Origin of the sequence: Streptomyces sp. NPDC058001 (assembly GCF_042886315.1) — a bacterium.
Taxonomy (GTDB): Bacteria; Actinomycetota; Actinomycetes; order Streptomycetales; family Streptomycetaceae; genus Streptomyces.
Genome location: NZ_JBHVQT010000002.1, coordinates 524,033 through 550,396, shown reverse-complemented (window position 1 = coordinate 550,396; position 26,364 = coordinate 524,033). Strand labels below are relative to the sequence as shown.

Annotated in this window: 26 protein-coding genes; 11 read left to right on the top strand and 15 right to left on the bottom strand. The window is 69.2% G+C overall.

The genetic code is table 11. The features are described from left to right. Nucleotides 1-165 precede the first annotated feature (165 nt). The 3 genes from ACFVT5_RS05865 (at nucleotide 166) to ACFVT5_RS05855 (ending at nucleotide 3,031) form a co-directional block, all read left to right on the top strand. Entirely contained in the window at nucleotides 166-1,266 is a 1,101-nt protein-coding gene (locus ACFVT5_RS05865) for a M4 family metallopeptidase (protein WP_389881802.1), read from the top strand. Nucleotides 1,267-1,275: 9 nt separating this feature from the next. Then, nucleotides 1,276-1,542, top strand: coding sequence for a protealysin inhibitor emfourin (locus tag ACFVT5_RS05860; RefSeq protein ID WP_389881800.1), 267 nt, complete (start codon nucleotides 1,276-1,278; stop codon nucleotides 1,540-1,542). Between the two features lie 136 nt (nucleotides 1,543-1,678). Further along, nucleotides 1,679-3,031 carry a GH1 family beta-glucosidase gene (locus tag ACFVT5_RS05855; RefSeq protein WP_389881798.1) on the top strand — a complete coding sequence of 451 codons (1,353 nt, stop codon included), beginning with the start codon at nucleotides 1,679-1,681 and terminating at the stop codon, nucleotides 3,029-3,031. A gap of 19 nt (nucleotides 3,032-3,050) precedes the next feature. Here ACFVT5_RS05855 and ACFVT5_RS05850 read toward each other — a convergent pair whose 3' ends face one another. Beyond that, a complete protein-coding gene (locus ACFVT5_RS05850) occupies nucleotides 3,051-3,911 on the bottom strand; it encodes an NAD-dependent epimerase/dehydratase family protein (protein ID WP_389881797.1) in 861 nt (286 codons plus the stop codon). A gap of 163 nt (nucleotides 3,912-4,074) precedes the next feature. On the opposite strand from ACFVT5_RS05850, the gene ACFVT5_RS05845 reads away from it, so the two are divergent. The 3 genes from ACFVT5_RS05845 to ACFVT5_RS05835 all read left to right on the top strand — a co-directional run bounded on the left by ACFVT5_RS05845 (nucleotide 4,075) and on the right by ACFVT5_RS05835 (nucleotide 8,849). Beyond that, complete coding sequence (locus ACFVT5_RS05845; protein WP_389881795.1) at nucleotides 4,075-4,944, top strand: helix-turn-helix transcriptional regulator; 870 nt, start codon at nucleotides 4,075-4,077, stop codon at nucleotides 4,942-4,944. A gap of 304 nt (nucleotides 4,945-5,248) precedes the next feature. Next, nucleotides 5,249-7,537 (top strand): AAA family ATPase, encoded by a 2,289-nt coding sequence (locus ACFVT5_RS05840; RefSeq protein WP_389881793.1) that lies wholly within the window; start codon nucleotides 5,249-5,251, stop codon nucleotides 7,535-7,537. Nucleotides 7,538-7,568: 31 nt separating this feature from the next. Continuing rightward, nucleotides 7,569-8,849: a PE-PGRS family protein gene (locus ACFVT5_RS05835; RefSeq protein ID WP_389881791.1), complete on the top strand. Its 1,281-nt coding sequence runs from the start codon at nucleotides 7,569-7,571 to the stop codon at nucleotides 8,847-8,849. A 390-nt stretch (nucleotides 8,850-9,239) separates the two neighbouring features. On the opposite strand, the gene ACFVT5_RS05830 is transcribed toward ACFVT5_RS05835, so the two are convergent. The 3 genes from ACFVT5_RS05830 to ACFVT5_RS05820 form a co-directional block, all read right to left on the bottom strand. Beyond that, on the bottom strand, nucleotides 9,240-11,252 hold the full coding sequence (locus ACFVT5_RS05830) for a TerD family protein (protein ID WP_389882101.1): 2,013 nt from the start codon (nucleotides 11,250-11,252) through the stop codon (nucleotides 9,240-9,242). A 730-nt stretch (nucleotides 11,253-11,982) separates the two neighbouring features. Beyond that, nucleotides 11,983-12,255, bottom strand: a complete 273-nt coding sequence (locus ACFVT5_RS05825) for a hypothetical protein (RefSeq protein ID WP_389881789.1) — start codon at nucleotides 12,253-12,255, stop codon at nucleotides 11,983-11,985. Between the two features lie 166 nt (nucleotides 12,256-12,421). Beyond that, nucleotides 12,422-12,760 (bottom strand): DUF4158 domain-containing protein, encoded by a 339-nt coding sequence (locus ACFVT5_RS05820; protein WP_389881787.1) that lies wholly within the window; start codon nucleotides 12,758-12,760, stop codon nucleotides 12,422-12,424. Between the two features lie 161 nt (nucleotides 12,761-12,921). Between ACFVT5_RS05820 and ACFVT5_RS05815 the strand changes: the two genes are divergently transcribed. Further along, nucleotides 12,922-13,416, top strand: a complete 495-nt coding sequence (locus ACFVT5_RS05815) for a GDSL-type esterase/lipase family protein (protein ID WP_389881785.1) — start codon at nucleotides 12,922-12,924, stop codon at nucleotides 13,414-13,416. 46 nt (nucleotides 13,417-13,462) lie between these two features. Here ACFVT5_RS05815 and ACFVT5_RS05810 read toward each other — a convergent pair whose 3' ends face one another. Then, a complete protein-coding gene (locus tag ACFVT5_RS05810) occupies nucleotides 13,463-14,314 on the bottom strand; it encodes a helix-turn-helix domain-containing protein (protein ID WP_389881784.1) in 852 nt (283 codons plus the stop codon). 10 nt (nucleotides 14,315-14,324) lie between these two features. After that, complete coding sequence (locus ACFVT5_RS05805; RefSeq protein ID WP_389881782.1) at nucleotides 14,325-15,077, bottom strand: DUF6879 family protein; 753 nt, start codon at nucleotides 15,075-15,077, stop codon at nucleotides 14,325-14,327. Between the two features lie 371 nt (nucleotides 15,078-15,448). Here ACFVT5_RS05805 and ACFVT5_RS05800 point away from each other — a divergent pair, with 371 nt between their 5' ends. Both ACFVT5_RS05800 and ACFVT5_RS05795 read left to right on the top strand, forming a co-directional pair. Continuing rightward, on the top strand, nucleotides 15,449-15,868 hold the full coding sequence (locus tag ACFVT5_RS05800) for a hypothetical protein (RefSeq protein WP_389881780.1): 420 nt from the start codon (nucleotides 15,449-15,451) through the stop codon (nucleotides 15,866-15,868). Next, nucleotides 15,865-16,047: a hypothetical protein gene (locus tag ACFVT5_RS05795; protein ID WP_389881778.1), complete on the top strand. Its 183-nt coding sequence runs from the start codon at nucleotides 15,865-15,867 to the stop codon at nucleotides 16,045-16,047. The genes ACFVT5_RS05800 and ACFVT5_RS05795 overlap by 4 nt, the downstream gene beginning before the upstream one ends. A 258-nt stretch (nucleotides 16,048-16,305) precedes the next feature. On the opposite strand, the gene era is transcribed toward ACFVT5_RS05795, so the two are convergent. Further along, a complete protein-coding gene (era, locus tag ACFVT5_RS05790; protein ID WP_389881776.1) occupies nucleotides 16,306-17,265 on the bottom strand; it encodes a GTPase Era in 960 nt (319 codons plus the stop codon). Nucleotides 17,266-17,526: 261 nt separating this feature from the next. On the opposite strand from era, the gene ACFVT5_RS05785 reads away from it, so the two are divergent. Both ACFVT5_RS05785 and ACFVT5_RS05780 read left to right on the top strand, forming a co-directional pair. Then, nucleotides 17,527-18,789, top strand: a complete 1,263-nt coding sequence (locus ACFVT5_RS05785; RefSeq protein WP_389882099.1) for an ammonium transporter — start codon at nucleotides 17,527-17,529, stop codon at nucleotides 18,787-18,789. After that, nucleotides 18,786-19,124, top strand: a complete 339-nt coding sequence (locus ACFVT5_RS05780) for a P-II family nitrogen regulator (protein ID WP_389881774.1) — start codon at nucleotides 18,786-18,788, stop codon at nucleotides 19,122-19,124. The genes ACFVT5_RS05785 and ACFVT5_RS05780 overlap by 4 nt, the downstream gene beginning before the upstream one ends. Here ACFVT5_RS05780 and ACFVT5_RS05775 read toward each other — a convergent pair. The 8 genes from ACFVT5_RS05775 to ACFVT5_RS05740 all read right to left on the bottom strand — a co-directional run bounded on the left by ACFVT5_RS05775 (nucleotide 19,090) and on the right by ACFVT5_RS05740 (nucleotide 26,110). After that, nucleotides 19,090-20,121, bottom strand: coding sequence for a WxL protein peptidoglycan domain-containing protein (locus ACFVT5_RS05775; protein WP_389881772.1), 1,032 nt, complete (start codon nucleotides 20,119-20,121; stop codon nucleotides 19,090-19,092). The genes ACFVT5_RS05780 and ACFVT5_RS05775 overlap by 35 nt on opposite strands. 89 nt (nucleotides 20,122-20,210) lie before the next feature. Beyond that, nucleotides 20,211-21,542, bottom strand: coding sequence for a beta-xylosidase (locus ACFVT5_RS05770; RefSeq protein WP_389881770.1), 1,332 nt, complete (start codon nucleotides 21,540-21,542; stop codon nucleotides 20,211-20,213). Between the two features lie 234 nt (nucleotides 21,543-21,776). Further along, nucleotides 21,777-22,250, bottom strand: a complete 474-nt coding sequence (locus ACFVT5_RS05765) for a hypothetical protein (protein ID WP_389881768.1) — start codon at nucleotides 22,248-22,250, stop codon at nucleotides 21,777-21,779. 282 nt (nucleotides 22,251-22,532) lie between these two features. After that, the gene (locus tag ACFVT5_RS05760) at nucleotides 22,533-22,877 is read right to left on the bottom strand and encodes a cytidine deaminase (protein ID WP_389881766.1); all 345 of its coding nucleotides are present in this window, start codon (nucleotides 22,875-22,877) and stop codon (nucleotides 22,533-22,535) included. Nucleotides 22,878-22,894: 17 nt separating this feature from the next. Continuing rightward, nucleotides 22,895-23,251, bottom strand: a complete 357-nt coding sequence (locus tag ACFVT5_RS05755) for an MmcQ/YjbR family DNA-binding protein (RefSeq protein ID WP_389881764.1) — start codon at nucleotides 23,249-23,251, stop codon at nucleotides 22,895-22,897. Nucleotides 23,252-23,259: 8 nt separating this feature from the next. After that, nucleotides 23,260-24,540, bottom strand: a complete 1,281-nt coding sequence (locus ACFVT5_RS05750) for a hemolysin family protein (RefSeq protein WP_389881762.1) — start codon at nucleotides 24,538-24,540, stop codon at nucleotides 23,260-23,262. Nucleotides 24,541-24,544: 4 nt separating this feature from the next. Beyond that, nucleotides 24,545-25,042 (bottom strand): rRNA maturation RNase YbeY, encoded by a 498-nt coding sequence (gene ybeY / locus ACFVT5_RS05745; protein ID WP_389881760.1) that lies wholly within the window; start codon nucleotides 25,040-25,042, stop codon nucleotides 24,545-24,547. Between the two features lie 12 nt (nucleotides 25,043-25,054). Then, the gene (locus tag ACFVT5_RS05740) at nucleotides 25,055-26,110 is read right to left on the bottom strand and encodes a PhoH family protein (RefSeq protein WP_389881758.1); all 1,056 of its coding nucleotides are present in this window, start codon (nucleotides 26,108-26,110) and stop codon (nucleotides 25,055-25,057) included. Between the last annotated feature and the right edge of the window lie 254 nt (nucleotides 26,111-26,364).

Here is a 26,364-nt window from a genome sequence, read left to right as displayed (position 1 = left end):
CGCATGATGCTCAGCAGCCTAACCGAGCCACGGCGGACACGGGGGACCCGTCCCAGTATGCGGGACGCCTTCGAGGTAACGGCCATCCAGTGACCAATCACTCCATTTCGTCAATCATGGTCGCTACTAGTGACAGCTCGGTGACGCAGTGCCACATTGCTGAACATGACAGCAACGCCGGCCCCCGGCCGCACCCCCCACCGCTCCCCCTCGCCCGTGTTCTGCTCGATCGTGCCGCCGCACGTCCTGGACCGCCTGGCCCGGCAGGAGGATCCCGCCCTGTCGGGGCCCGCCCGCCGCACTCTGGAGCGGGACGCCCTCGAACGGACCCGCCGCCGGCTGACCGCCGTCGCCGCGCCGACGGTGACCGCAGCGCCCCCGACCGGGGCCGGCGCGGGCCCGCGCCGGTCGATCCATGACGCCCGGCACGGTACGGAGCTGCCGGGGCGCGTGGTGCGGGCGGAGGGGGCCGAGCCGGGCCGGGACGCGACCGTCAACCGGGCGTACGCGGGTCTGGGCGCGACGTTCGACACCTACCTCAAGGCGTTCGCGCGCGACTCGATCGACGGCGCGGGTCTGCCGCTGACCGCGACGGTCCACTACGACCGGGAGTACAACAACGCCTTCTGGAACGGCGAGCAGATGGTGTTCGGCGACGGGGACGGCGAGATCTTCCTCGACTTCACGATCCCCGTCGACGTCATTGGGCACGAACTGACGCACGGGGTCACGCAGTACACGGCGAACCTCGCGTACTACGGGCAGTCGGGCGCGTTGAACGAGTCGGTGTCGGACGTCTTCGGCTCGCTGATCAAGCAGTACGCGCTGGGGCAGAGCGCGGCCGAAGCGGACTGGCTGATCGGCGCGGGTCTGCTGGCGCCGCGCGTCACGGGCAAGGCGCTGCGCTCGATGAAGGAGCCGGGCACGGCGTACGACGACGACGTACTCGGCAAGGACCCGCAGCCCGGCACGATGGACGACTATGTCCGCACGAGCAGCGACAACGGCGGCGTGCACATCAACTCCGGTATCCCGAACCGGGCGTTCTACCTGGTCGCCACGGCGCTTGGCGGCCACGCGTGGGAGCGGGCCGGCCGGATCTGGTACGCCACGCTGACCGGCGGCGAGCTGGCGGCGGACGCGGACTTCGCGGCTTTCGCCCGCCTCACGAACGCGGCGGCGCGGGCGCTGTTCGGTGACGGGGGCGAGGAGCACGAGTCGGTTCTCAAGGCGTGGTCGCAGGTGGGGGTCCCGGCGGCGGGGTAGGAGTCAGGCATGCGGATCGAAGTGAGACGGACGGGCGGGTTCGCGGGGATCGAGCGGCGGGCGGCACTGGACACGACGGGCCGCCCGGACGCGGCGACATGGACGGCCCTGGCCGAACAGGCCCTGGCGGCGGGCCACGCGACGCCGCCGCTGGGCGTTCCGGACGGCTTCGCGTACCGCATCACGGCCGATGGCCGCACCCGCTACTGCACGGACCCCCATCTGACGGAACCACAACGCCAGTTGATCACGGGGGTACTGAAGGAAGGGGCGTGAGCCTCCGGCGGTGCCGAACCCACCCCGACCACCCGGTTCGGCACCGCCGGTCTCCGCCGTGTGGCGTCCCGCCGTCGGGGAAAATTCGCTCTGGATTGGTCTGGCGTAGCGCGATCCCCGTATGGATGATCCGGCCATGACAGCCACCACCACCCCTTCCCTCCCCACCTTCCCCGCGGGTTTCCTGTGGGGCGTGGCCACCTCGGCACAGCAGATCGAGGGCGCCGTGGACCAGGACGGCCGGGGCGCATCCGTATGGGACGCCTTCACCGCCGAACCGGGCCGAGTCAAGGACGGCAGCACCTCGGCCACGGCCTGCGACCACTACCACCGGTACCGCGAGGACGTCACCCTCGTCCGCGACCTGGGCGTGGACGCGTACCGCTTCTCGATCTCCTGGCCCCGGGTGATCCCCACCGGCTCGGGCGCCGTCAACCACCGTGGCCTGGACTTCTACGACCGGCTCGTGGACGAGCTGTGCGCGCAGGGCGTCCGCCCCGTACCCACCCTCTTCCACTGGGACACCCCGCTCGCCCTGGAGGAGGCGGGCGGCTGGCTGCACCGGGACACGGCGGAGCGCTTCGCGGAGTACGCGGCTGTCGTCGCCGCCCGCCTCGGCGACCGTGTCACGAAGTGGATCACGATCAACGAGCCCGCCGAACACACCCTTCTCGGCCACGCGATCGGCGAACACGCACCCGGCCGCAAGCTGCTCTTCGACGCGCTGCCCGCCGCCCACCACCAACTCCTCGCCCACGGCCTGGCGTTGAGGGCGCTGCGCGCGGCGGGCGCCGACGACATCGGTATCGCGAACTCGCACGGCCCGACCTGGCCGGCGTCCGACGCCCAGGCCGACCGTGACGCGGCCGACTTCTACGACGTCCTCCTGAACCGTCTCTTCGCCGACCCGGTCCTCACCGGCCGCTACCCGGACGGCATCGCGGATCTGCTGCCTGGCGATGTCGCCGCCGACCTGGAGATCATCGCGGGGCCCGTCGACTGGTACGGCGTCAACTTCTACGCGCCCACGAAGGTCGGCGCCCCGGGCGCGGCCGGCTCCGAGTACGGCGGAGTCACCCTCCCCGCCGAACTCCCCTTCGCGCCACGGCAGATCGAGGGCCGCCCGCTCACCGACTTCGGCTGGCCGGTGGTCCCCGAGGCCCTGACCGAACTGCTGACGGGATTCAGGGACCGGTACGGGGACCGGCTCCCGCCCCTCGTGATCACGGAGAACGGCTGCTCGTACCAGGGCCTGGACGACCAGGACCGTATCGCCTATCTGGACGGCCATCTGCGGGCGCTGCACGGGGCGTTGACCGCGGGCGTCGACGTCCGCGGCTACTTCGTCTGGTCGCTGCTGGACAACTTCGAGTGGGCGGAGGGGTACACCCAGCGATTCGGCCTGGTCCACGTCGACTACGCCACACAGGCGCGGACACCGAAGGCGTCGTACCACTGGCTGCGCGAGGCACTGCGGAATCTCACGTGACAGCACCCCGCCAGGTGGGTCACAAGGCTCCGCTGTCCACGGCGCACCACACGCTCGGCAGCAACGGCCGGTAGCCCAGCTCGCGCCGGATCCGCCCGGTGGACACGACCCCGTGCCAGAGGTCGGGGATCTCCCGGTCGTTCATGGCGGCGGGGATCTCTACCCCGTTGACCTGGTGCAACTCCACCGCCGTGACGGGGGCGTGGTCCGCGATGTTGTAGACGCGTCCGGCGACTCCGGGCGCGTACAGCAGCCGTATCAACCCCTGTGCCACATCGGCGTGATGCACGACCTGCAACCGCTGCGAGGCCGCCCACTCCGACGCCCACCGCAGCGACTGGGCCAGGTGCGGATCCCCGTCCCCGTAGACGAACGCCAGCCGGCCGACGCGTACGTCGAGACCGTCCAGGGCCAGCAGCCCGCGCTCCGCCTCCTCCTTGGACGCGGGGTACGCGCCCCACATCGGACCGCCCGGCACCACCGGATCGTCCTCGGTGAGCGGCCGGCCGCGCCCGGCCCCGTACACAAGGTTCGTGCTGACCTGGACGAACCGTCGCACCCCGGAGGCGACGGCGGCCCGCCCCAGTTCCAGCGCGGCGTCCCGGTTGACGGCCCACGCCTCCTCGTCGGGGACGCCCCGGAACGCGGCGGCGACGTTCACCACGGCGTCCGTTCCGGCGAGTGCCTTGCCGAGAACCCCGTCGTCCCGCAGATCGCCGACGCTCACCTCGGCGCCGAGCGCGGCGAAGGGGGCGCCGTGTTCGGCGTCCCGTACGAGCACCCGGACCCGGTCCTCCGGCTCCGCCGCCGAGCGGGCGATGAGCCGGGGCACGAGACGGCGCCCGACCTGTCCTGTGGCCCCCGTCACCAGAGTGAGCATCGTGTTCCCCGTCCGTAGTGGCCGACCATGTACGTGTGTCCAGCGTGACTCCGTGGCGTACGTGGCGGGAGAGACCCGGTGGTCCCGGGAGTGGGTATCAGGGGACCGGTACTCCCTGGCTGGGAGCTGGTCGCGGGGGTCGGTGAGGGGTGATGCTGGGGGTGTGGAACGACTCGACCGACCGCAGCTCGCCGACTTCCTGCGCCGGGGGCGTGCCCGCCTCGACCCGTCCGACGTGGGTCTGGAGTCCGGGTCGCGGCGGCGTACGCCGGGCCTGCGCCGTGAGGAAGTGGCGCAGCTCGCCGGGATGTCCGTGGACTACTACACCCGGCTCGAACAGCGGCGCGGGCCGCGTCCGTCGCGGCAGATGCTGGGCGCCCTCGCGCGGGCGCTGCGGCTGTCCGACGACGAGCGGGACCACCTGTTCAACCTTGCGGGCGAGCAGCCCCCGCGCTCGGGCCCGGCGTCCGGCCATGTGCGCCCCGGTCTGCTGCTGATCCTCGACCGGCTGTACGACTCGCCCGCGCTGATCGTGAACGACTACGGCGATGTCCTCGCGCAGAACCGGATGGCCGCCGCGCTGTCCGGCGACGTCAGCGCGCTTCCGGCCGGCGACCGGAACATGGCGCGCCGGTTCTTCCTCAATCCGGCGGCGCGGGAGCTGTTCCCGCCCGAGGACCGGCCCAGGCACGCGCGGGCGCATGTCGCAAGCCTGCGCGCGGTGACGGCGGCCCGCCCGGACGACCCGGCACCGGCCGCGCTGGTCGCCGAACTCCTGGCGGCGAGCGAGGAGTTCAGGACCCTGTGGGACTCACATGTGGTCGCCGTACGCCGCGCCGACACGAAACGCTTCCTGCACCCGCAGGTCGGTCTCCTGGAGCTCGACTGCGAGATCCTGCTGACGGCCGGCGGCAACCAGTCCCTCCTGGTCCACTCGGCCCGCCCCGGTACGGAGTCCCACGAACGCCTGGAACTCCTCAGGGTCATCGGGCTCCAGAACCTCACCCCGAGCCCGGACGGCTCCCACACCTGAGTCCGGTCACTACCGGCACCATCAGGCCGCTGACCAGGAGCACATCCGCACAGGGTTTTCGCTGGTCAGAGGTGCCCCCGGCACTCAAGTGCTGGTTGATTCCCCAGCTCGGAGCGCGAGTTCGATTCTCGTCATCCGCTCCATACGTTCCATACGAAAGCCCCAGGCCAGTGGCCCGGGGCTTTGTCGTTGCCCGGGGCCTGCAGGAGCACCTGCGGCGCTTCGGGCAGCAGGAGGCGCGGCGGGGAGGAACCGTTTCCTGATGTTGCTGTTCCGGTCCGGCCCGATGCCGAAGAATACGCACATGGCTGAGGGTGGGCAGTTCCGGGAAGGGCTCGCTGCGCGCATTGCGCACTTTGATCGGGAGGGGGCGCAGCAGGCCGCCAACCTGGCGGAGGACGAGCGGCAGAGGGTGCTGACCTCGTTTTCGCTGGAGAGCTGGGGAGAGCTGGAACTGGAGCAGTACGCGTTGGGGCCTGACGGCCGCAAGAGCGGGCTCTCCTTCTGCCGGCTGATGGAGTACGGCACCGACAATTTCGGCAGTATCCGCGGCGGCAGCGCGGCAAAGCACATCGTCTACCAGCACCGGTCGGGCCAGTGGCGAGTCGTGCCCAGCGCGTTGCGCGAGCTAGAGGTGGAAGCGGCGTGGGCCCAGGTGCGCTCCGAGTTCGTGACGGCCTTCGACGCGGCGCGGAAGGGGGCGTACGAACTTCTGGACGACCTGGAGTCGCTGTCGTACGGACAGGCGCTGACCACCAAGGCACTGGCGGTCTACTTCCCCGGTGAGTTCCTGCCCGTCTTCTCAGCCGCGCACGTCCGCCACTTCACCGCACTGCTGGGCGGCAGGCCGCGTGCGTACTCCTCCGGCGTGCGTACGTGGCGGGCAAACCGCGAGCTGCTCGAACTCCTTGGTGAGTACGAGGAGTTCAAGGGGTGGAGTCCGCATGAGGTAATGGACTTCCTGTACACCTTCCACGATCCGCGTCCGCATGACCGCGTGGTCTGGAAGATCGCGCCCGGGGAACGCGCGAGCCTCTGGGACGACTGCCTCCAGAACCGTCGCATCCGGATCGCCTGGGACGAGGTCGGCAGTCTGGTGCACTACGAGAGCGACCAGGAACTCAAGGCCGCACTGGACCAGCAGTGGCCGCGCAGCACCGGCGGAAACCTGAAGCTTGCACGGCAGATGCTGGCCTACCGCGACCTGGAGCGCGGCGATCTCGTCGTCGCCAACCGAGGAAAATCGGAGGTGCTGGCCGTGGGCACCGTCGTGGGAGGGTACGCGTACGATCCCGGCGCACAGACGCACCGCCACACCGTGAGCGTGGACTGGGACACCTCGTACGCCCAGAGCTTCGATGCGCCCCGGCACGCCTGGCAGCAGACGCTCGCCAAGGTGCCTGGCACCTTGATGCGGGAGATCCGGCGCGGGCGGGGCCAGCACGACGCCGACGAATTCCTCGGCCTGGTCGGTGACGCCGACGGGGCCGGTGAAGCCGGTGTCGTGGAGAAAGCTGCAGCGGTGGAGGGGGCCGGGCTGCCCGATGACGAGCTGCCCGATGACGTACGGAAAGTACGGGATCTGCTGGAGCACAAGGGGCAGGTCATACTCCAGGGCCCGCCCGGCACCGGCAAGACCCGGCTGGCGCTCAATGTCGCCCTCGCCCTTGCGGGACGCGCGGACCTGATCGAGGCGACTCCGGGAGAGCGGGCCGCGGTTCTCGCGGAACTGTCCGCAGTGCCCAAGAAGGCGGAAGGGGCCGGAGAAGCGGGAGGGTCTGAGGAGGCACGGGCGGCACGGCTCACGATGGTGACCTTCCATCCGTCCTACGGATACGAGGACTTCGTCGAGGGTTTCAGGCCGGACACGGCGGCGGACGGGGCTGGGCTCCATCTGAAGATGAAGGACGGGGTCTTCCTCCGGGTCTGCGAGGCGGCCGAGAAAGCCTCGAACGACCTCTTCCTGATAGTCGTGGACGAGATCAATCGCGGTGATCTGCCCCGCATTCTCGGCGAGTTGATCACCTTGCTGGAACTCGACAAGCGAGGATCGGTCTCCATCACCCTGCCGACCAGCGGACGACAGCGGACCGTGCCGCCGAACGTCCGCATCATCGGCACCATGAACTCCGCAGACCGCAGCGTGGGCCACATCGACTCCGCGATCCGGCGCAGATTCGCGTTCCTCGACGTACCGCCGGACCTGGACTCTCTGGACGGCGAGGTCGAAGGGCTTGGGCTGGCCTCCTTTCTGGAGGGCCTGAACGAGCGGCTCGACGCGCAATTCGGCCCGGACCATCTGCTCGGCCAGGCGTACCTCCTCTCCGACGACCGGCCGCTCGCCACCGCGGAGCAGCTCTCGCACGCCTTCCACCACGAGATCGTGCCGATCGTGACGGACTACTGCCTCGGCCGCCCCGAAATGCTGCGGGCCGTGCTGGGCGAGCTGGTGGACGACAGGACGGGACGGGTCGTTCAGACGAATCCGAGGGACCTTCCGGGCATGCTGGCGAAGGTCTTCGTCACCGCCGGGACCGTCGGAACCGCCGACGAGGACGGCGCGTCGGCCGAGGCCGAATGGAACGAGGGGTAGCCGGGTGCCGCAGGGAGCCGCCAGGCGGGAAGTGACGCTCGACGAGTACAAGTCCGGCAAGATACCGAAACATGATCTGAGCTCCGCCGATCTCCACAGGCTCCGTGAGCTCAAGGCCGTCGGTGTGGTCGAGAAGCCGGACCACTGTGTCCTCACCGCACGGACGATCACCGGGGTTCTGGAACTCAGCCGCATCCGGCTGGTGCTCCGCCCCAAGTTCCCGATCGCAGGCAATCGACTGATTGACTGGCTCTCGTACGCCAACGGACAGAACAGCACTACCGACGAGGGGCTGCGCAATTGGCCGCTCGGCAAGGACGGGTACGCGGGGCTGGTACCCGCCGCCTTGCTGTACGAGTGTCGTCTGCTGTCGCGCCGCGGTCTGCGCAGGGACTACGTACGCCGACAGCGTGTAGACACCACGCTGCGGGGTCGGCTGAACGTAGAGGCGCAGGCCACCAGATGTTTCGGCGCGGTCGACCAGCTGCACGTCAGGACCTTCGAGTACGAGGACGGAGGCTGGGAGAATCTGGTGTGCGGAGCCGCCCTGGCCGCCGCAGCCCGCCAAGTGAGCGATCCGCTCCTGAAGCACCAACTGGCCGCCACGGCACAGGACTTCCCGGCCCCTCTCCGGGTCCCGGACGCGTTGCCGCTGCTCGCCTGCGGGCGGTACTCCGTACTCAACGACCACTACCGGCCCGCCCACGCATGGGCACGCATGGTGCTCGGCGGCGGCGGACCCAACGATCTACTGAACCCGTACGGCTTCGGGGCGCAAGGGCTGCTGCTCAAGCTGGACGATCTCTGGGAGAGCGTCGTCCAGCGGATGACGGTCGAAGCAGCAGCTGCTGTCGGTGGCCGATGGGCCCGGGACGCGGGCCACCGCATCGAGACGCACGGAAGGCACGGGAGCAGAACCCCGCACTTTCCTCCCGACGTACTGCTGTCCTTCGCCCCGCCTGCCGCACCCCCCGGAACCACGCCCTACCTGGTCGTGGACGCGAAGTACAAGAACTACGCGAAGACGAACGTCTCGCGTGAGGACCGCCACCAGCTCCTCACCTACATCGCCGGCTACACCGACCCCGGCAATCCCCTCGCCCTGGTGGTCCATCCCGACCCGAAAGGACCGTCCGACCACCAGCTTGAAATCCGTGGGCCGCGCGGGCTGGTGGGGCGCATCCTGGTGCTCGGGCTGGACACCCGCGCCGATCCGAAGACCGCGGCCGAACCGCTGCGGAAGGCGATCGCCGACTTCGCCGCATCCGTGGCCGACCGTGGCCAAGGTCTGACCGGGGAAGTGGGCGGCTGAGCCTTCGTACGTCGGCATCCGCTTCTCGTCACTCACCCGGACGCGGAACCCTCAGGTCAATGGCCTGAGGGTCCCCGTCGACCGGGCTCAGCCGCACAGACGGTCGATCCGGGTCAGCCCTGCCGCTTGAGTTCGCGCACGGCCATCCGTGCCGCGAAGCGTTCCCCAATTCGGCGGAGGATTTCTTACCGGCCCGACGATGGAAGAGATCGACGCGAACTGTGTGAACGGCCGAGCGACCGGTCCTGTCACGCTTCGGCCCAAGGGGTGCACTTCGACCATGCCTGAGGGAATGCCAGCGCCTGACCCAAGCCACTCGAAGCTCCTCGTGACATCGTTTCGGGCCCTCGCGTGGCGACCAAGGTTACCTGCGTCCACACCAAGTAGACCTCATCCGGCGGTGGTTTCGGCGAGCTGGGGGCCTTTGCCCGGGCGGCGTTCAAGGTGGACGACAACGCTGGTGTAGAAGCGGTCCACGGCGTCGTCGACGCTTCGGATGAAGCCGGAGTCGGTGTTACCGCGCGTGCTGCCCATGCCCTTCAAGAGGGACAGCCGGAAGCCGGTGATCTGGGCGCCGTCTCGCGGGAGGATGTCCGCCGGTTCGGGGCGGAGTCGTTCCAGGGTGCCGCGCGGGCCCCCGCCTTGGCCCTCGACGAGCGTCTCGATGTGCAGGTCAGCCGGCGCTTCGGCGAGTTGGCGGATCAGGCGCTTGGCCCAGGTGAGGGGATAGCCCTGTTCCGGGGCCGGGATGTCGATGGAGGTGCGCAGCTTGCCGGTGCGCAGGTCGGCCGCGACGGACAGGGCACCCGGTGTGCCGTCCATACGGAGTTCGGCATGCAAGCGGCCGTCCTCGCAGAGACGGTCGGCCAGAGTGACGCGGCGGGTATGGGGATCGGTGCCCCGCTTGGCCCGCTGTACGGGCAGCACCTTCTGGCCCAGTTCTCCTCCGAGCCGCAGGCAGACCTGGCGGACGAGGCGTTCCCAGCTCTCGACCACCTGGATGGCGTGCGGGTCGCCCTGACAGAGCGTCTCCTCGTCGATTCCCTTGCGTACCGGCACCCAGGCGGGTCCCATGTTCTGGAAACCGTGACAGCCGGAATTCTCGTGCTGGAGGTAGTGGAGAAGTTCGAGGAGGAGCCACGCGTGGGCGGCGTTGCCGACGCCTTCGTGGCGGATCAGCATCTGCGCCTGGTGAGCGACCTCCGCCCAAGACAGGTGCCACAGCGCCGCCTTGTGCTTGCGCCGGCCGTCCACCTTGACATCCACCAGGGGGCTGCCGTCCAGAGCCACGTCGTTCGACAACGTGATCACGGCCTCGTAGCCACGCCTCGCCGCGATGTCCATGTAGTCCTGCACCTGGGCAGCCTTGAGCGCGTTGCCGTTGGTCTTCGTCTCCACCAAGGCCGTCCACAACTTTCCCGCACGCTCCACACGGATGACGCCGTCAGGGCGCTTGGGCGTGTCCCCGTGCGGCAGTGTGACCTCCGTGAAGGTCTCCATGCGGCCAGCGGGAGCGCCGAAGGCGGCGGTGAGCCTGCGCCCGAACTCCGGCACCTGGGCCATCACCGAGAGCAGGACGGATGTCGCCCGCGTCTCCCGTTCACGATCGCTCTTGAGGGACGGGACGGGGAAGAGCCGGGCACGTCGCCACGCGTCATTCTCGGCGAGTGACCTCCCGCCCGTCTTGGGAAGAACGACCTTCTTCTTGGCGGTACGGGGACGCCGAGGCGCGGGCACGCCGACGACTTCGGGTGCTGTGGGCCGAGCAGGCGGCGTCGCCGGAAGCTCTGTGGCCAAAGTACCCAGCACCGCGGCGGAAGGCACTGGGGCGGCATCCTCCACCGACGCTTCAGGATCCTCCTCGGACGCATCGTCCACATCGATACCGAAATCCGTCGCCAGACCCGCCAGACCGCTCTCGTACCCCTGGCCGACGGCCCGGAACTTCCACTCCGCACCCCGGCGATACAGCTCACCAAAGATGAAGGCACTTTCCACCCCCGCGTCGTCGATGGAGAACATGAGAAGCGGCTCGCCAGTACGGTCGGCCAGCGTAATGCGCAGCTCATCCAGATCTCCGAACCGCGCGCCGCCATACCTGCTGGCCGCCAGGACGACGCGTTCCACACCCGACGACATGGCGCTCAGATCGAGGGTGATCCGGTCCTCACTGCCGTCGGCCGTCGGTGTCTTGCCGAGCAACTGCACGCTGCCGTCGGCCGAAGCCGGATTGTTGTAGAAGAAGAAGTCCGCGTCATTGCGCACCTTTCCGTCCCCGCCCACCAGCAGCAGGGACACATCCGCGTCCCCGTCCCCTGTCGCGCTGCGCCAGGCCAAGCTCAGGACCACAGAACCGATGTCCTCGCTCAGGGCGTCCAGTCCGACATTGGCACCCTTGACCATCTCCAGCATGTGGCCCCCAGCCATGCGACCGCGCCGGGCCCGCGACATGGGCCGACCGGTCGTGCAATGTGATCCAAAGCACACTCCCCATGTGCGAAGTGAACCCTAGCGTGCGATGCGCACCCCTAGAGCGCCAATGTGACGATTGAGTAGTGATTCCCCCGATGCGCGGCGGTCAACTGGTCTCCCCCACGCCGGCAGACGATCTACTCGTATGCACACCGACACTCCCGCCCACTCCTTCTGCAACCGTCGGCACCCAGGGGCGGTACGAGCGACCAGTTGGCCCTGACCCGCTGCTGTTGTTGCACAGGAGTGGGCCGACGACATCAGCGTCCGGTTCTGGGAACTGGGCGCTCTCCCCAAGGAGAGTGACGTAGTCAAAGCGCGAGTTCGATCAGGTCGGCCGCGACCCACCCAGGCAGGACGCTACGACGCATCCCGCACGCGGCTCCCCTGCTTGACCGCAGCAGACTTCCACGACACGGCACGCACCGCCGCCGCCGCCGCCGCCGACACCAACATCAGGCCGACCGACCTGCCTGTGCTTTACGGCGGACGCCCATGCCATCGGCCCAGAGTTTCCCCGGAAACCGATGGCCGGGGCACTGTCGCAAAACCCTTCGCGTCAGCACACCACCGCGCAACCTTGGGTCCGGCGTCGCTCGTCGCTCCGGCCCGAGCGGTCCTCATTTCCGCCCGACCGCAGGCCAGCCCCATCCCAGCCCTTTTACCGCGGTATACCAGGGTCAGAAGCGGTCAATGCGACCGGCTGGGGTGTGATCCCCTCCAGCCACGCGTCGGTGTCCCCGAGACCGTCGACCCACTGGAGGTGCTTGTGCTGCTCCTTCAGATGGCCCCAGCTGGGCCGCTTCGCGGGTTTCTTCAGCCGGTTCAGCCCGCTCTTGCGGTCCAGCCCGCCCATGTCCAGCAGGGCCAGCAGGCGGGACCGGTCCTGCATCGTCATCCGGGATCTGATGGCGTCGAAGATGTCCTCGTTCACCTCCCGGCTGGTCCCGGGCTGCCATCACGTCCAGGGTGCGGAATGTAGGCAGCTCACCGGTCGTCAGAACCAGTTCCTCCAGCGCGACGTTGATCAGGTCCGGCGGGTTGTTCTACACCAGCGCCGCCCGCCGGACCGCCTCCTCGGCAATCTGACGGGCCCGCTCCTAGTCGTAGGAGACCCCCTGCCGCTCGCGCACCAGCTTGCGGTGCAACTTGGCGGTGTTAGCCGATTCGTAGTGCGGCCGGCCCATGCCCTCGGGCAACTCCAGGGCACCGCGCACATGCTCCACCACCGTCTCGGGCACCTCGGCGGCCTTCGGGAGGTAGCCCAGTTTCTGGTAGCACTTCAGCGCCAGCGACAAGGCAAGCAGATGCTCGTCGGAACGGGTCCGTTCCAGCACCCAGGCCGCTTCCTCGGGCTTGGGAGTGAAGAAAACATGCATCTCCCGCGCAGACATCAGCCGCTTGAACCGCGGATACGCGGTCCATTCTATCGAGGTCACGCCGCAGGGCCCTACGCTCGACTCCCGTGACCGACATCAAGCAGCCCCCAGAGGCGGCGGTCACTCGCTCAAGACCGCGCTACCATCCCTTCCGGCCGTTATCTCGGCTGACCCCCTACAGTCGCGGAGGCACTCTCCGGTCTGACCGGACATACGGTCTCGTGGCGGGTCTCGGCGAAATCGGGCGCGACGATGGCCACCGTACGGAGCGGGCTGCTGCCGGACTGACCGACCCGGCGACGCGCTGGCGCCCGGACCTGGTCCTGGTCGCGGCGGGCGTCAACGACGCGCTGCGGCTGCGCAGACCCCGGGCGTTCCGCCGCGAGGCCGCCCTGCTGGTACGGGACGTCCGGCTGCGGCTCGGCGAGGATGTGCCGATCGTGTTCGCGGGTCTGCCGAGCGTGGACAACTTCGACAGCTTGCCGCGGGGGGTACGGGGGCCACTGGGCCTGTACGTGCACCTCTTGGACCGGCAGTTGAGGCTGGTCGCGCGACGAGGGTTCGCGGTACGGCACGTACGATCGGGCGCCCTCCCGAAGGCACCGGGCAAGTGGCTGGCGGCCGACCACTTCCACCCGTCCCCAGCGGGCTACCGAGCCTGGTCCCACACCCTGGCCCCAGACCTGGCGACCCTGACAACGTGGAACCGCCCTTGACGGTGAGGCTACGGCACCGTCGCGCCTGGGCCGGTGGATCGGCCGGTCAGCGTGGGTTCAGCGCACGCCGTGCGGCATTGATGACGTTCTGAGCCTCGGCTCCGTACACAGCCGACTCCCGGAGTGTGTTCCAGACCCGCAGATAGGTGGCGACGGAGTCGGCGTCATCCAGCCACAGCTCAGCATGCCAGTCCTCGGCGATCACGAGCCTGTCGTCCAGGACACAGAAGCCGTTGGCCGTCGGGATCTTGAGCGAGGCGCCGAGCGGGATGATGCCCAGCTCCACGGTGTCCATGCCGATGACGCCCGCGAGGCGGTCGAGCTGACCGGCGAGGACAGCCGGAGGGCAGATCAGGGCGTGGAGGGCTGCCTCCCACACCAGGGCGTGGAATTTGCGGCCGGCTTCGTACAACCACTCCTGACGCCGCATGCGGGCACGAACAGCCTCATCGGTATCGCGTACCGTCCCGTGCAGATCCGCGTAGCGGAGGAACATGTGCCGTGCGTAGTCGGCGGTCTGGAGCATGCCGGGGACGACGGACTCCTCCCAGACGTAGACGACCTGGGACCGCCCGACCTCAAGGTTCCAAGTGTCCTGCACGGGGCGATGCCCGGCGGCCAACTGTCGGCGCCAGGAGCGGATATGGGACTCGAATCCTCTGAGGCGGGCGTCCAGTTCCTCGAAGAGGTCCGGCTGGTCGACTCCGTCGACCCAGGCGCGCAGGTCTTCGCTGGTGGCGGTCTGCTGACCGTTCTCCAGCTTGTAGATCTTGGAGTGTGGCCAGCCGAGCCGCTGAGCGAGTTGAGTACCGGTGAGCCGACCACCAGGGGCCGCGAGTCGTAGTTCCCTCAAGCGCAGCCCGAGAGCCTCCCTGGCCTGCTGGAAGTCTGTACTCACCGGCTCTCCGCTATCGGACGGCGCGCAGTCGCGTCGCGAACTCGTCGTACGGGACTGAGTGATGCATGGCGGTGTCACGGACTTGGCAGTAGCGCAGGACTTCGGCGGGCTCCGTGAGCACTTCTACGGCGTGGAACTCGTCCTGCTCGTTGAAGCAGAGCACCGTCACCAGACGGCTGTCGAAGATCCAGAAATCTTCGGCAGGCAGGTGCGCGCGCTCGGCGTCCTCACGCCACACGTTCCGCACGTCCTCGCCGGTGGCCGCGTTGCACCGGGCGTAGTCCAGCAGGAACAACTGGCCCTCGGCGGGCGGGTTGTCGACGACTCGGACACGGCCGACGTACTTCCCGGCGGCCGTCTGCCGTCGGATGTTCGCGCACCACTCGCTGTCGTGGTCGCACGGGGCGGTACCGCTCGCAAGGAACTCGGCGTACCCGGGGTCCTCCCGGTCCGATGCGTAGCCCCGCCGGGTCTCCAGGTGCCAGGCTGAATGCTCGAAGGTCTCGAAGAGCCTGCCGAACTCATCCAGATCGATCAGCTTGGACACGCGGGCGCCCTCCTTGGGGCCGTGGTTGGCGAGGAGTTCACGGGGCACGATCACCGCCGTGTCTCCGGGGCCGAAGTGCCGAAGCTGGGCGATGTCCTCGGGGTCGTTGAGCGGTGTCCCTTGGACGATGATCTCACCGGAGTCGAGATCCTCGTGAACCGCGGGGCAGTTACCGTTCTTGCTGTCGGTCCCGTTGAAGCGCAGCCGTCGCGCCATGGTCGCCTCCCGTGGTGTGGGGCCCTGTCGCCCTCACCATCACCTGCGCTGATGCGCCCGCACTACAGCTTGCACACCTTCGTATGAGATCAAACGAGAACATGTGGCCAGTCTGCGAGAACATTCGAGAACATTGCATCGCGACCGGTAACTCCCCGTCCCTACCGTCCTCTCCATGGTCACAGAACGCGATGATTTAGATCCCTCCACAGCCGGGGAGCCCCTGCGGGCGGTCCCGATCAGGCAGGCGTCGTACTGCTGTCGCTCGCCGTGGCACCTGCGGCACCGAGTCTCCGCCTTGTCGACTTCGACCGTGTCCGCGCGGACGTGGCTGTGCGACTGGCCGACGCACTCCAGCGGGGAGCGGCAGCGTGAGCGCAGAGACAACAGTCCTCACCACAGTGCCCGATCCGGACCCTGCCCCCACACTGCTGACCGACCGGCTCACCGCGTGGGTGCGGGACCAACCCTCTTGCGAGCGAGCCGCCTTGGCCGCGCTGGTCGAGGAGGACGAGTTATTGGCGCGGGAGTGGGTGCGTCGGCTTCTGGTGACCGAGCACGACGGTGCGGTGTCGTGTGACTGGTTGCAGTTCGAGGCCCGGTACGCACGGGCGCCGGGGCTGACTCCGGAGGACAAGGCGTTCCTCGCGCTGATCGTCGCGGTCCGTTTCCCCCGCACTGTCAAGCTGTGGAACCTCGAACTACTGGATGACCGACGCCTGTGCATCGCGCTCCGCGCCATGGCCAGACTGGCCGGGTCCGACACGGTCGCCGTAGGGACACGGGTATGACCGGGCCCCAGCTCACCTACGTGACCGAGGACGGCCGCGTCGAGTTCTTCCCGGAGGCCGCCATCGCGTACGAGGCCCTGATCGAACACACCGTGACGTGCGCACAATGCAACGCCGACCAGTCCAAGTGCGTACCCGGTACGGCTCTGCGCCGCGCGCTGAGGGCGGCGCGCCGGTGATCTGCTGCCGCTGCCAGATCTCCATCCTCCCCGGCGAGGAACCCGAACGGCTCGTCCTGGACCGGGCGTCCGGCCCACCCCTCATCAATCACAGGAAGGCATGAAGCTCTTGGTCGTGATGAACTTCATGAACCATGCGATCACCGCCTACTCCACGGTGGGTGTCAGCGCCCGCAAGGCGCTGGTCCCACGGCGGGACGTCCGCCGAGGTGCCGGGGGCCGTCGGTGGGAGGGGACCGTGGTCGAAGGTGCGGTTGGTTAGAAGCCCAGTTTTCGGAGCTGGCGAGGGTCCCGTTGCCAGTCCTTGGCCACCTTCACATGAAGGTCCAGGAACACCGGCGTACCGAGCAACGCCTCGATCTGCTGACGTGACTTGATCCCGACCTCCTTGAGCCGCTTGCCCTTGGGTCCGATCACGATGCCCTTCTGGCTCGGGCGCTCGATGTAGACGAAGGCGTGGATGTCCAGGAGGGGACGGTCGGCGGGGCGGTCCTCACGCGGCAGCATCTCCTCCACGACCACGGCGATGGAGTGCGGCAACTCGTCCCGTACCCCCTCAAGCGCCGCCTCACGGATCAGCTCCGCGACCATGACCTGCTCGGGCTCGTCGGTGAGGTCGCCCTCGGGGTAGAGCGCCGGCCCCTCCGGCAGCAGCGGTGCGATCAGGTCGGCGAGAAGATCCACCTGCTGGTCCCCGACCGCCGACACCGGCACGATCTCGGCCCACTCGAAACCCAGCTCCTTGGCGAGCTGATCAGCCGCGATCAACTGCTCCGCGAGGGTCTTCGAGTCGACCAGGTCGGTCTTCGTGACGACCGCGATCTTGGGGGTCTTCCGGATCGCCGCCAGTTCCTTGACGATGTACCGGTCGCCAGGCCCGAGCTTCTCGTTCGCGGGCAGACAGAACCCGATGACGTCGACCTCGGCCCAGGTGGTGCGGACGATGTCGTTGAGCCGCTGCCCGAGCAGCGTGCGCGGCTTGTGCAGGCCCGGGGTGTCCACGAGGACGAGCTGGGCGTCCGATCGGTGCACGATGCCGCGCACGGTGTGCCGGGTGGTCTGCGGCCGGTTCGAGGTGATCGCCACCTTCTGGCCGACCAGAGCATTCGTGAGGGTGGACTTGCCCGCGTTGGGGCGGCCCACGAAGCAGGCGAAGCCCGCCCGGTGGGTGACCTCGGACGGCTCGGATGACTGGGTACGAACGCTCATGGCGCCCATTGTCCCTGATCGACCGGACCCCACCGCACCGTGAGGTCCCGGAAACCTCCCCGCAACACGAAACACCCCGGAAACACCCCCGTACACAATGTGAAACCCCCACCCAACAAGCTCTCCCCCGGCCCGCATCCTCAGCGCACCCCACCGCCGTTCCGAGGAGAGACCCCCGTGACCCCCCTCGTACTCGCCGCCACCACGAGCGCCGCCACGACCGCCGCCACGAGCACCCCCACCGGCCCCGACACCGGCGACACCGCCTGGCTGCTCGCCGCCACCGCCCTCGTCCTCCTGATGACCCCGGGCCTGGCCCTCTTCTACGGCGGCATGGTCCGTACGAAGAGCGTCCTCAACATGCTCATGATGAGTTTCGTCTCCATCGCGCTCGTCACCGTCGTCTGGCTGCTCGCGGGCTACTCACTCGCGTTCGGCGACGACACCTTCGCCGGGCTCATCGGTGGCCTCGACCACATCGGCATGGCGGGCATCGGCCCGGACACGCTCACCGGCACGGTCCCCACCCTCCTGTTCACGACCTTCCAGCTAACCTTCGCGATCATCACGGCGGCCCTGATCAGCGGCGCGGTGGCGGACCGTACGAAATTCGCGGCCTGGCTCGTCTTCGTACCGGTGTGGACCCTCCTCGTATACGTCCCCGTGGCGCACTGGGTGTGGGGTCCCGACGGGTGGATCGCGAACACGCTCGGGGCGCTCGACTTCGCGGGCGGTCTGGTGGTCGAGATCGCGTCCGGCGCGTCCGGACTGGCGCTCGCGCTGGTGCTCGGCCCGCGCATCGGGTTCCGGAAGGACGCGATGCGCCCGCACAATCTGCCGCTGGTGGTCCTCGGCGCGGGCCTGCTCTGGTTCGGCTGGCTCGGCTTCAACGGCGGCTCGGCCCTCGGCGCGAACGGCCTCGCCGCCGCGTCCTTGCTCAACACCCTGGTCGCGGGCTGCACCGGCCTGCTCGGCTGGCTCTTTGTGGAGCAGCGGCGCGACGGGCACCCCACCACCTTCGGTGCCGCGTCGGGCGCGGTCGCCGGACTCGTCGCGATCACCCCGGCCTGCGGCACGGTCGGCGTCGTCGGCGCGACGGTGGTGGGCCTGGCGGCGGGCGTGGTCTGCTCGTACGCGGTCGGCTGGAAGTTCCGTATCGGCTACGACGACTCGCTCGACGTCGTCGGGGTGCACTTCGTCGGCGGGGTCGTCGGCACCCTGCTCATCGGCCTGTTCGCGACGGCCGCGATGACCGGCGGCAGCGAGGGCCTGTTCTACGGGGGCGGCCTCGGCCAACTCTGGCGGCAGGCGGTCGCGGTGGTGGCGGTGGCCGCGTACACCTTCCTGGTGACGTACGGGATCGGCAAACTCATCGACCGGCTGCTGGGGTTCCGGGCCTCGGAGGAGGAGGAAGTGACGGGGCTCGACCAGACGGTGCATGCCGAGAGCGCCTACGATCACGGCGTGTTCGGCCACGGCGCCCCGACCGCGGCCCCCGCCCACTCCGCCGTCCCCCGGAAGGCCACGCCATGAAGCTCATCACCGCGATCGTCAAACCCTTCCGTCTCGACGAGGTGAAGACGGCGCTCCAGGAGCGGGGCATCCAGGGCCTGACGGTGACGGAGGCCAGCGGGTACGGGCGTCAGCGCGGGCACACCGAGGTGTACCGGGGCGCCGAGTACCAGATCGATCTGGTGCCCAAGGTGCGGATCGAGGTCGTGGTCGAGGACGCGGACGCGGAGCCGGTGATCGAAGCGATCGTGGCCGCCGCCCACACCGGCAAGATCGGCGACGGCAAGGTGTGGGCGGTGCCCGTCGAGACGGTGGTACGGGTCAGGACCGGCGAGCGCGGACCCGACGCGGTCTGAGCACCGCCGCCACAATTCCCTTTACGGTACGGGTCCTTGGGCTTCCAGTACTGGTCCTGGGGCTTTTGCGCAGTCTCAGGGCCACGCCCGTGATCACGAGGGCCGCGAGGAACAGGACGGCGACCAGCCAGGGGAGGGCGAAGAACGACGCGCTCGCGGACTCCCGGGTGTGCGGCGCGCTCGCCGTGAGGGTGATGTCGCCCCAGTCCAACTGCGGGGCGCCGCGCCACGGTTCGCTGAGCCGGACCTCCTGCCCCGGCAGCAGTTCGGAGGGGATCTTCGTCAGCGCCCGGGACAGCAGCGTCCGCCCGAACAGGCCCTTCGCGGTCAGTTCGACGCGCGGGTTGAGGGTGACATTGCCGGTGTTGCGCAGGGTGTACGCGATGACGGCGGTGCTGTCGCCGAAGCCGGGGACGAGGGGCTGCCGGTGTGTGACGCGGACCTTCTCGACGGCGAGCGCGGGCATGGTGGGGCCGCCGACCCGCAGATAGATCCGGGCACCCACGGCGCGCCGCACACCGACCGCGACGGCTCCGTCGGCGGGGTCGACGCGTTCGTCGAGGGCGACCAGGGCGCCGGGGTGGTCACCGGGTTCCGCGTTCTCGGGCACCCGCAGTGTGAAGGGCACGGTGACCGAACCGTGCGGTTTCACCGTGACCTTGTCGCGGGCGGGCCTGGCCCAGGCGCCGACGCCCCGCTGTTTCTCGTCCTTCGTGCGGACCGCGAATCCGCCGTCGCGCGCGGTGTTGTAGGCGTCGGCCGCGTACAGCCGGAAGGTGAGCGGCTCGCCGGTCTTGTTGGTGACGGTGACCTTGTCGGTGAGGGTGCTTCCCGGGTCGGCCGAGAGGAAGAAGTACGGGCGCTGGGCGAGCTGTGACGAGGTGGGGAACACGGACCAGCTGCCGTTGTCGGCGGCCCGCGCGGGGGCCGCGGACAGCGTGGTGGCGGCGAGCACCGCCGCGAGGAGCGTCAGAAGGGTGGCGTACAGCTTGCGCACGGGTGCGGACCCCCGGGTGATCGGGGCGGGCAGGGCGGGTGCGCGCCCGGCCCACCGGGTGACTAGGGCACGGCCTGATCCAAAAGGCCCTAGCTGAGGGTGAGGGTGAGCACGCCGGAGTACGCGCCGGGGGCCGTGAACGCCGGGACGTTCAGGGAGACCCGGGCGTCGACGGTGAACTCACCACCGGTGACGGTGCCGTTGGGTGCGGAGGCGAGGGTCGCGCCCGCGCTGCCGACGCTGCCGGGGGATCCGGCGACACAGGTACTGGGGCTGCCGTCCTTGGTCGTGCAGACCGGTGTCCAGCCCAGCTTGGCCGCGTCGATGGTCGCGCCGCCCGGTCCCTTGAAGTCGGTGACCTTACCGGTGAGGGACCAGCCCGCGGGTCCGCCGCGGAAGTCCTTCACGGTCACCGTGTTCAGGGAGCCGCGCGAGAAGCCGCCCTTGCCGAAGTCGACCGGCGCCATGGCGACGGTGTCCCCGGCCTGTGACATCGACAGGGTGCCCGCCTGTACGGAGGTGGTGAGCTGCTGGCTGTTCTCCGGCAGCGGTGTGTCGTCGATGACGACGTACGCGGCCGGCCCCGCGCCCTTCTCCGCGCTCCAGGCGCTGCCTTCGTACGCCACCACGCCGGTCGTCGCCTTGTCGTTGACGGCGAGGGTGCCGGTGAAGGAACCCTGTGCGTCGGCGGTGAGGGTCGCCCGGTCCGCGGACTCGGTGGCCCCGGCGCGGCCCGCGAGGGTCACCGTGGCTCCGGCCGTGAACTTGCTGCCTCTGACCTCGACGCTGTCGCCGGGCTTGCCGGAGGCCGCATCGAGCGAGATGGCCCGGAGGTTGGTCTCGCCGCCGCCGGTCGCCGCGACCGTCTCGGAGACGGGGGCGGGCGGGTTGGTGACCGTGCAGGGTGTGTCCAGCTCCATGATGTAGCTGGTGTGGATGTTGTAGTCGCCGGGCGACAGGTTGATCGCGCCGGCCTTGGTGACGGTGAACGTGCCGGTCATGCTGAACGACGGGAAGGAGCCCTTGCCCGGCACGGGCGGGTTCTTCTTCGGTCCGGCGACGGTCACGTCACCGGTCTGCGCACCGGTCAGGGTGACCTTGCCGGTCGGCGTCATGATGTCGGCGGGCAGGGCGAGGTCGACCGGGTTGCTCGCGGCCGGGGTGACCACCGTGTAGGTCACGGTGACGGTGTCTCCGACCTTGGGTGCGGCGTTGTCGACCGTGATCTCGGCGGTGGTGGTGCCGTCGATGGGTGGGATGCCGGCGATCGGCGGTGGTATGCAGTGCGTCGCGAAGTCGACCTGCTGGGAAGCTGTCGCCAGAGCGCTCGCCGGGGTGGCGAGCGTCCCTCCCCCGGCGACCGCGAGCGCGGCCACGCCCAACAGGGCCGCCCAGCGGCGTCTTCGGGTCGGTGAACCCATGGTGCCCCCTTCTGACTGCTGAAGAATGCGGCCATTGATGTGCGGGTCGTGTGAAAAGTCAATGCACTCGCCGAACGTTGCCTGATGGCCCATCAGATTCTGTCAAGATCCTTGTACGGTACGGGAGTTGGTCGGCGTCGACTCCCGGGCAGCGCAGTGACCGGTACCGCCCGGGACGGCACCGGTCACTGGTCAGTGATCACTGGTACGAGCTGGGCCCGGCCTTGAGAACCCTCAGAAGACGAAGGGGCCGGGCGACTGGAGGCCGGTGGAGGTACAGGTCACCGAGATCCCGAAGATCACCATCGTCATGGAGCCGGGATTCGCGTTGAGGCTGTCACCGGCCGCGACGGTGCCGGACAGGGGTCCGACCGCGACACCGCCCCGTGCGACCATCGCGGGGTTCTTCGTGCCGGTGAACGTTCTGGTGCCGCCGCCTGCCTTCGCGAGGGTGAGCGTGGCGTTCACGGTGTCTGCGGCGACGGCGATCGGTGTGGTGATCTCGGACGACGTCAGCTTGATGGTGGCCGAGGTGCCGCTCTGGGTGGCCGTGAGGGTGGCTTCGCCACCGCCGTAGAGACCGCAGTTGTACTCCGCGGTCGCCGTCGTCGGAGTCACCGCCGCCGCGGTGGGCGCCGCCGCCAGGGCGGTCGCCGCGAGAACTCCGGCCCCGAGTGCCGCACCGAGGCCGATTCGCTTGTGTGTCATTGTTCCCCTTCCCGAATTGGGAGAGCCATGTGCCGGGGGGTGGACCAGACCGGTTCGGCGCGCGGGGTGCGGCACGCGCCGCCGAACTGACGGTCCGTCAACTGAAGTGCGCTCCATTGACCCGCGAGCGCCATGGGATTACAAGGGGCGTGAGCGGGGGGCCAACCTTTGGCCAAAACCAACCCTGTCGCCGGGGGCGCCCTGACCGGTGTGCGCCGGTGCGGGGCAGTCCCGCCGCCCGATCCCTCGGGGGATTGCTTCCGCCGACCGCAAAAGCCGGGGTCAGGGCGTCGGGTGGAGGGTTCCGTCCGGAGCGGCCACGTGGATCGGGGTGGCCGGGGTGCCCAGGTCGGATACCGCTGCTCGGTCCTCCGGGGGGAGGGTCGGGGACGTTGTGACCACGGCGGCGGCTTCCAGGGAGGTCGCCCCGGACGCCACGGCCATCGCCACCGCCGTCCGCAACGCGCTCAGCTGGAGGGATTCCAGCGCCACCGTTCCGGCCACATAGGTGCGGCCCGTCTCGTCCCGTACGGCCGCCCCCTCGGGCACCCCGTTGCGCGCCCGTGCCGAACGGGCCAGGGTGACGATCTTGCGGTCCTCGGGGTCCAGCTCGCTGATCTCGGTCATGCTGCGAGCATACGAAGTCACGGCCGGTCCAGGCGCAGCCGGTCCGCGCGCGGCAGACCCGCCACCACCAAGTCGTAGGAGTCCTCGACCAGTTCCCGCACGAACCGGGCCGGCAACTTCCCCACCGTCACGGTGTTCCAGTGCCGCTTGTTCATGTGCCACCCCGGCACGACGGCCCCCGGATGCTCCCCGCGCAGCCGTACCGCGTCGTCCGGGTCGCATTTGAGATTGACGGTCAGCGGCTCACCGTCGAGCCGGGTCAGGGCGAACATCTTGCCCTGGACCTTGAACACCGACGCGTCGGGACCGAAGGGGAAGTCCTCGACGGCGGCGTTGAAGGAGAGGCAGAGCGCCCGCAGCTCGGGCGGCGTCATCCCACCCCTCACCCCGCCGCCCCTTTCGGCTCCACCAGCACCGTCACGATCTTGTTGCGGCGCCCGGCGGCGGACTCGGCGGTGAGGAGCAGTTCCCGCCGGTCCGGCAGTCTCACCGGCGCCGACGCCCCGGCGATCGGCACCCGTCCGAGCGCCTTCGCCAGCAGCCCGCCCACGGTCTCCACGTCCTCGTCGTCGTACGCCTCAAGGCCGTACAGCTCGCCGAGGTCGCCGATGTCGAGGCGGGCCGTCACGCGGTACCGGCCGTCGCCGAGGTTCTCCACGGGCGGCAGTTCCCGGTCGTACTCGTCGGTGATCTCGCCGACGATCTCCTCCAGGATGTCCTCGATGGTGACGATGCCGGCCGTGCCGCCGTACTCGTCGATGACGACGGCGACGTGATTGCGCTCCTGCTGCATCTCGCGCAGCAGATCACCGGCGTTCTTCGTGTCCGGTACGAAGGTGGCCGGGCGCATCGCCGTGGACACCAGTTCCGACTCGGCGTCCCGGCTGATGTGCGTCTTGCGGGCCAGGTCCTTGAGGTACACCACGCCGACGATGTCGTCCTCGCTCTCGCCGGTCACCGGAATCCGTGAGAAACCGGAGCGCAGCGCGAGGGTGAGGGCCTGCCGGATCGTCTTGTACCGCTCGATGACGACGAGGTCGGTACGCGGCACCATGACCTCCCGGACGAGGGTGTCGCCGAGTTCGAAGACGGAGTGCACCATACGGCGCTCCTCGTCCTCGATGAGGGACTCCTTCTCGGCCAGGTCGACCATCGCGCGCAGCTCGGCCTCCGACGCGAACGGCCCGCGCCGGAAGCCCTTGCCGGGCGTGAGCGCGTTGCCGATGAGGATGAGCAGCGGCGGGATCGGTCCCATGACGCGGGCCAGCGGCAGCAGGACGTACGCGGCGGCCGTGGCCGTGTTCAGCGGGTGCTGGCGGCCGATGGTGCGCGGCGAGACGCCGACGGCGACGTACGACACGAGGACCATCACGCCGATGGCGAGGAGCAGCGCCTCCCAGGTCTGGTCGAACTCCTTGAGGCAGGCGTACGTCACCAGGGCCGCCGCGGCCATTTCGCAGGCGACGCGGACCAGCAGGGCGACGTTGAGATAGCGGGTGGGGTCGGCGGCGACCTGGGCGAGCTTGGCGCTGCCGCGCCGGCCACCGCGGACGGCTTCCTCGGCGCGGAAGCTGGAGACCCGGGCGAGGCCCGCCTCCGCACAGGCGGCGAGCCACGCCACGACGACCAACAGGACGGCGCCGAGGATCAGTTGGACGCTCACGGCGCTACGAGACGGTGGGCGCCGGGGAAGGGCCGGTGAGGCCCTTCTCCGCGCGCCAGCCGTCGACGATGGCCGACTGGAGGCCGAACATCTCGGCCTTCTCGTCGGCTTCCTCGTGGTCGTAACCCAGCAGGTGCAGCACTCCGTGGACGGTGAGGAGGTGCAGTTCCTCGTCCATGGAGTGCTGCGTGTCGGCCTCGCGGCCCTGCCGCTCGGCGACCTCGGGGCAGAGCACGATGTCGCCGAGGAGACCCTGCGGGGGCTCGTCGTCGTCCTTCGTCGGCGGACGCAGCTCGTCCATCGGGAAGGACATCACGTCCGTGGGGCCTGGCAGGTCCATCCACTGGATGTGCAACTGCTCCATCGCCTCGGTGTCGACGACGATCACCGACAGTTCCGAGAGGGGGTGGATGCGCATGCGCGCGAGGGCGTAGCGCGCGATGTCGAGGATCGCCTGCTCGTCGACCTCGGTACCGGATTCGTTGTTGACGTCGATCGACATGACGGTGCTGGTCTACTTCCCTCTGCTGCCGTTGCGGCGGGAGCCGTTCTCCGTGCCGTTCTCGTTGTCGTACTTCTCGTAGGCGTCGACGATACGGCCGACCAGCTTGTGCCGTACGACATCCTGCGAGGTGAGCCGGGAGAAGTGGACGTCGTCCACGCCTTCGAGGATGTCCTGCACCTGGCGCAGACCGGACTTCGTGCCGTTCGGCAGGTCGACCTGGGTGACGTCGCCCGTGACCACAATCTTCGAGTCGAAGCCGAGGCGGGTGAGGAACATCTTCATCTGCTCGGGGTTCGTGTTCTGGGCCTCGTCGAGAATGATGAACGCGTCGTTGAGGCTACGGCCACGCATGTACGCGAGGGGGGCGACCTCGATGGTGCCGGCGGCCATCAGACGGGGGATGGAGTCCGGGTCGAGCATGTCGTGCAGCGCGTCGTAGAGCGGGCGCAGATACGGGTCGATCTTCTCGTAGAGCGTGCCCGGCAGGAAGCCCAGGCGCTCGCCCGCCTCGACCGCGGGGCGGGTGAGGATGATGCGGGTGACCTGCTTGGACTGGAGCGCCTGCACGGCCTTGGCCATGGCGAGGTACGTCTTGCCGGTGCCGGCCGGGCCGATGCCGAACACGATCGTGTGCTTGTCGATCGCGTCCACGTAACGCTTCTGGTTGAGGGTCTTGGGGCGGATGGTGCGGCCACGGGAGGAGAGGATGTTCTGGGTGAGCACCTCCGCGGGGGTCTCCGGCCCGTCACCCTCCCCGTTCTCACTGGCTCTGAGCATCGCGATCGATCGTTCCACGGCGTCCTCCGTCATCGGCTGTCCGGTGCGGAGCACCAGCATCATCTCGTCGAACAGGCGCTGGATGAGGGCGACCTCCGGGGCGTCGCCGACGGCGCTGATCTCATTGCCCCGGACGTGAATGTCGGCCGCCGGGAAGGCCGTCTCGATCACACGCAGAAGGGCGTCACCGGAACCGAGGACGGTCACCATCGGGTGCTTTGCCGGGACGGTGAAGCGGGCGTGCGCCTGTCCCCTCGCGGGGTCGTGAGCTGTGGGTGTCTGCGTCATGGGCCGGCTCTGTGGCCTGCTCATCCTCCTCGATGCGGGGCCGCTGACCGCTGGGTTGACCTGTGTACTGCCCAGCGTACGACGCCCCACCGACACAGCCCCGTCTTTTTTCACCCCCACCCACCCGCCCCTCTCCCCTGCGGGGGGCTTCGCCCTGCGGGCGGGGACCCCTGCGGGGGGCTTTGCGCCGGTTCCCCTACCGGGGGCTTCGCCCTCGGGACGGGTGACCCGTGCAGGGGCTTTGCGCCGGGGGC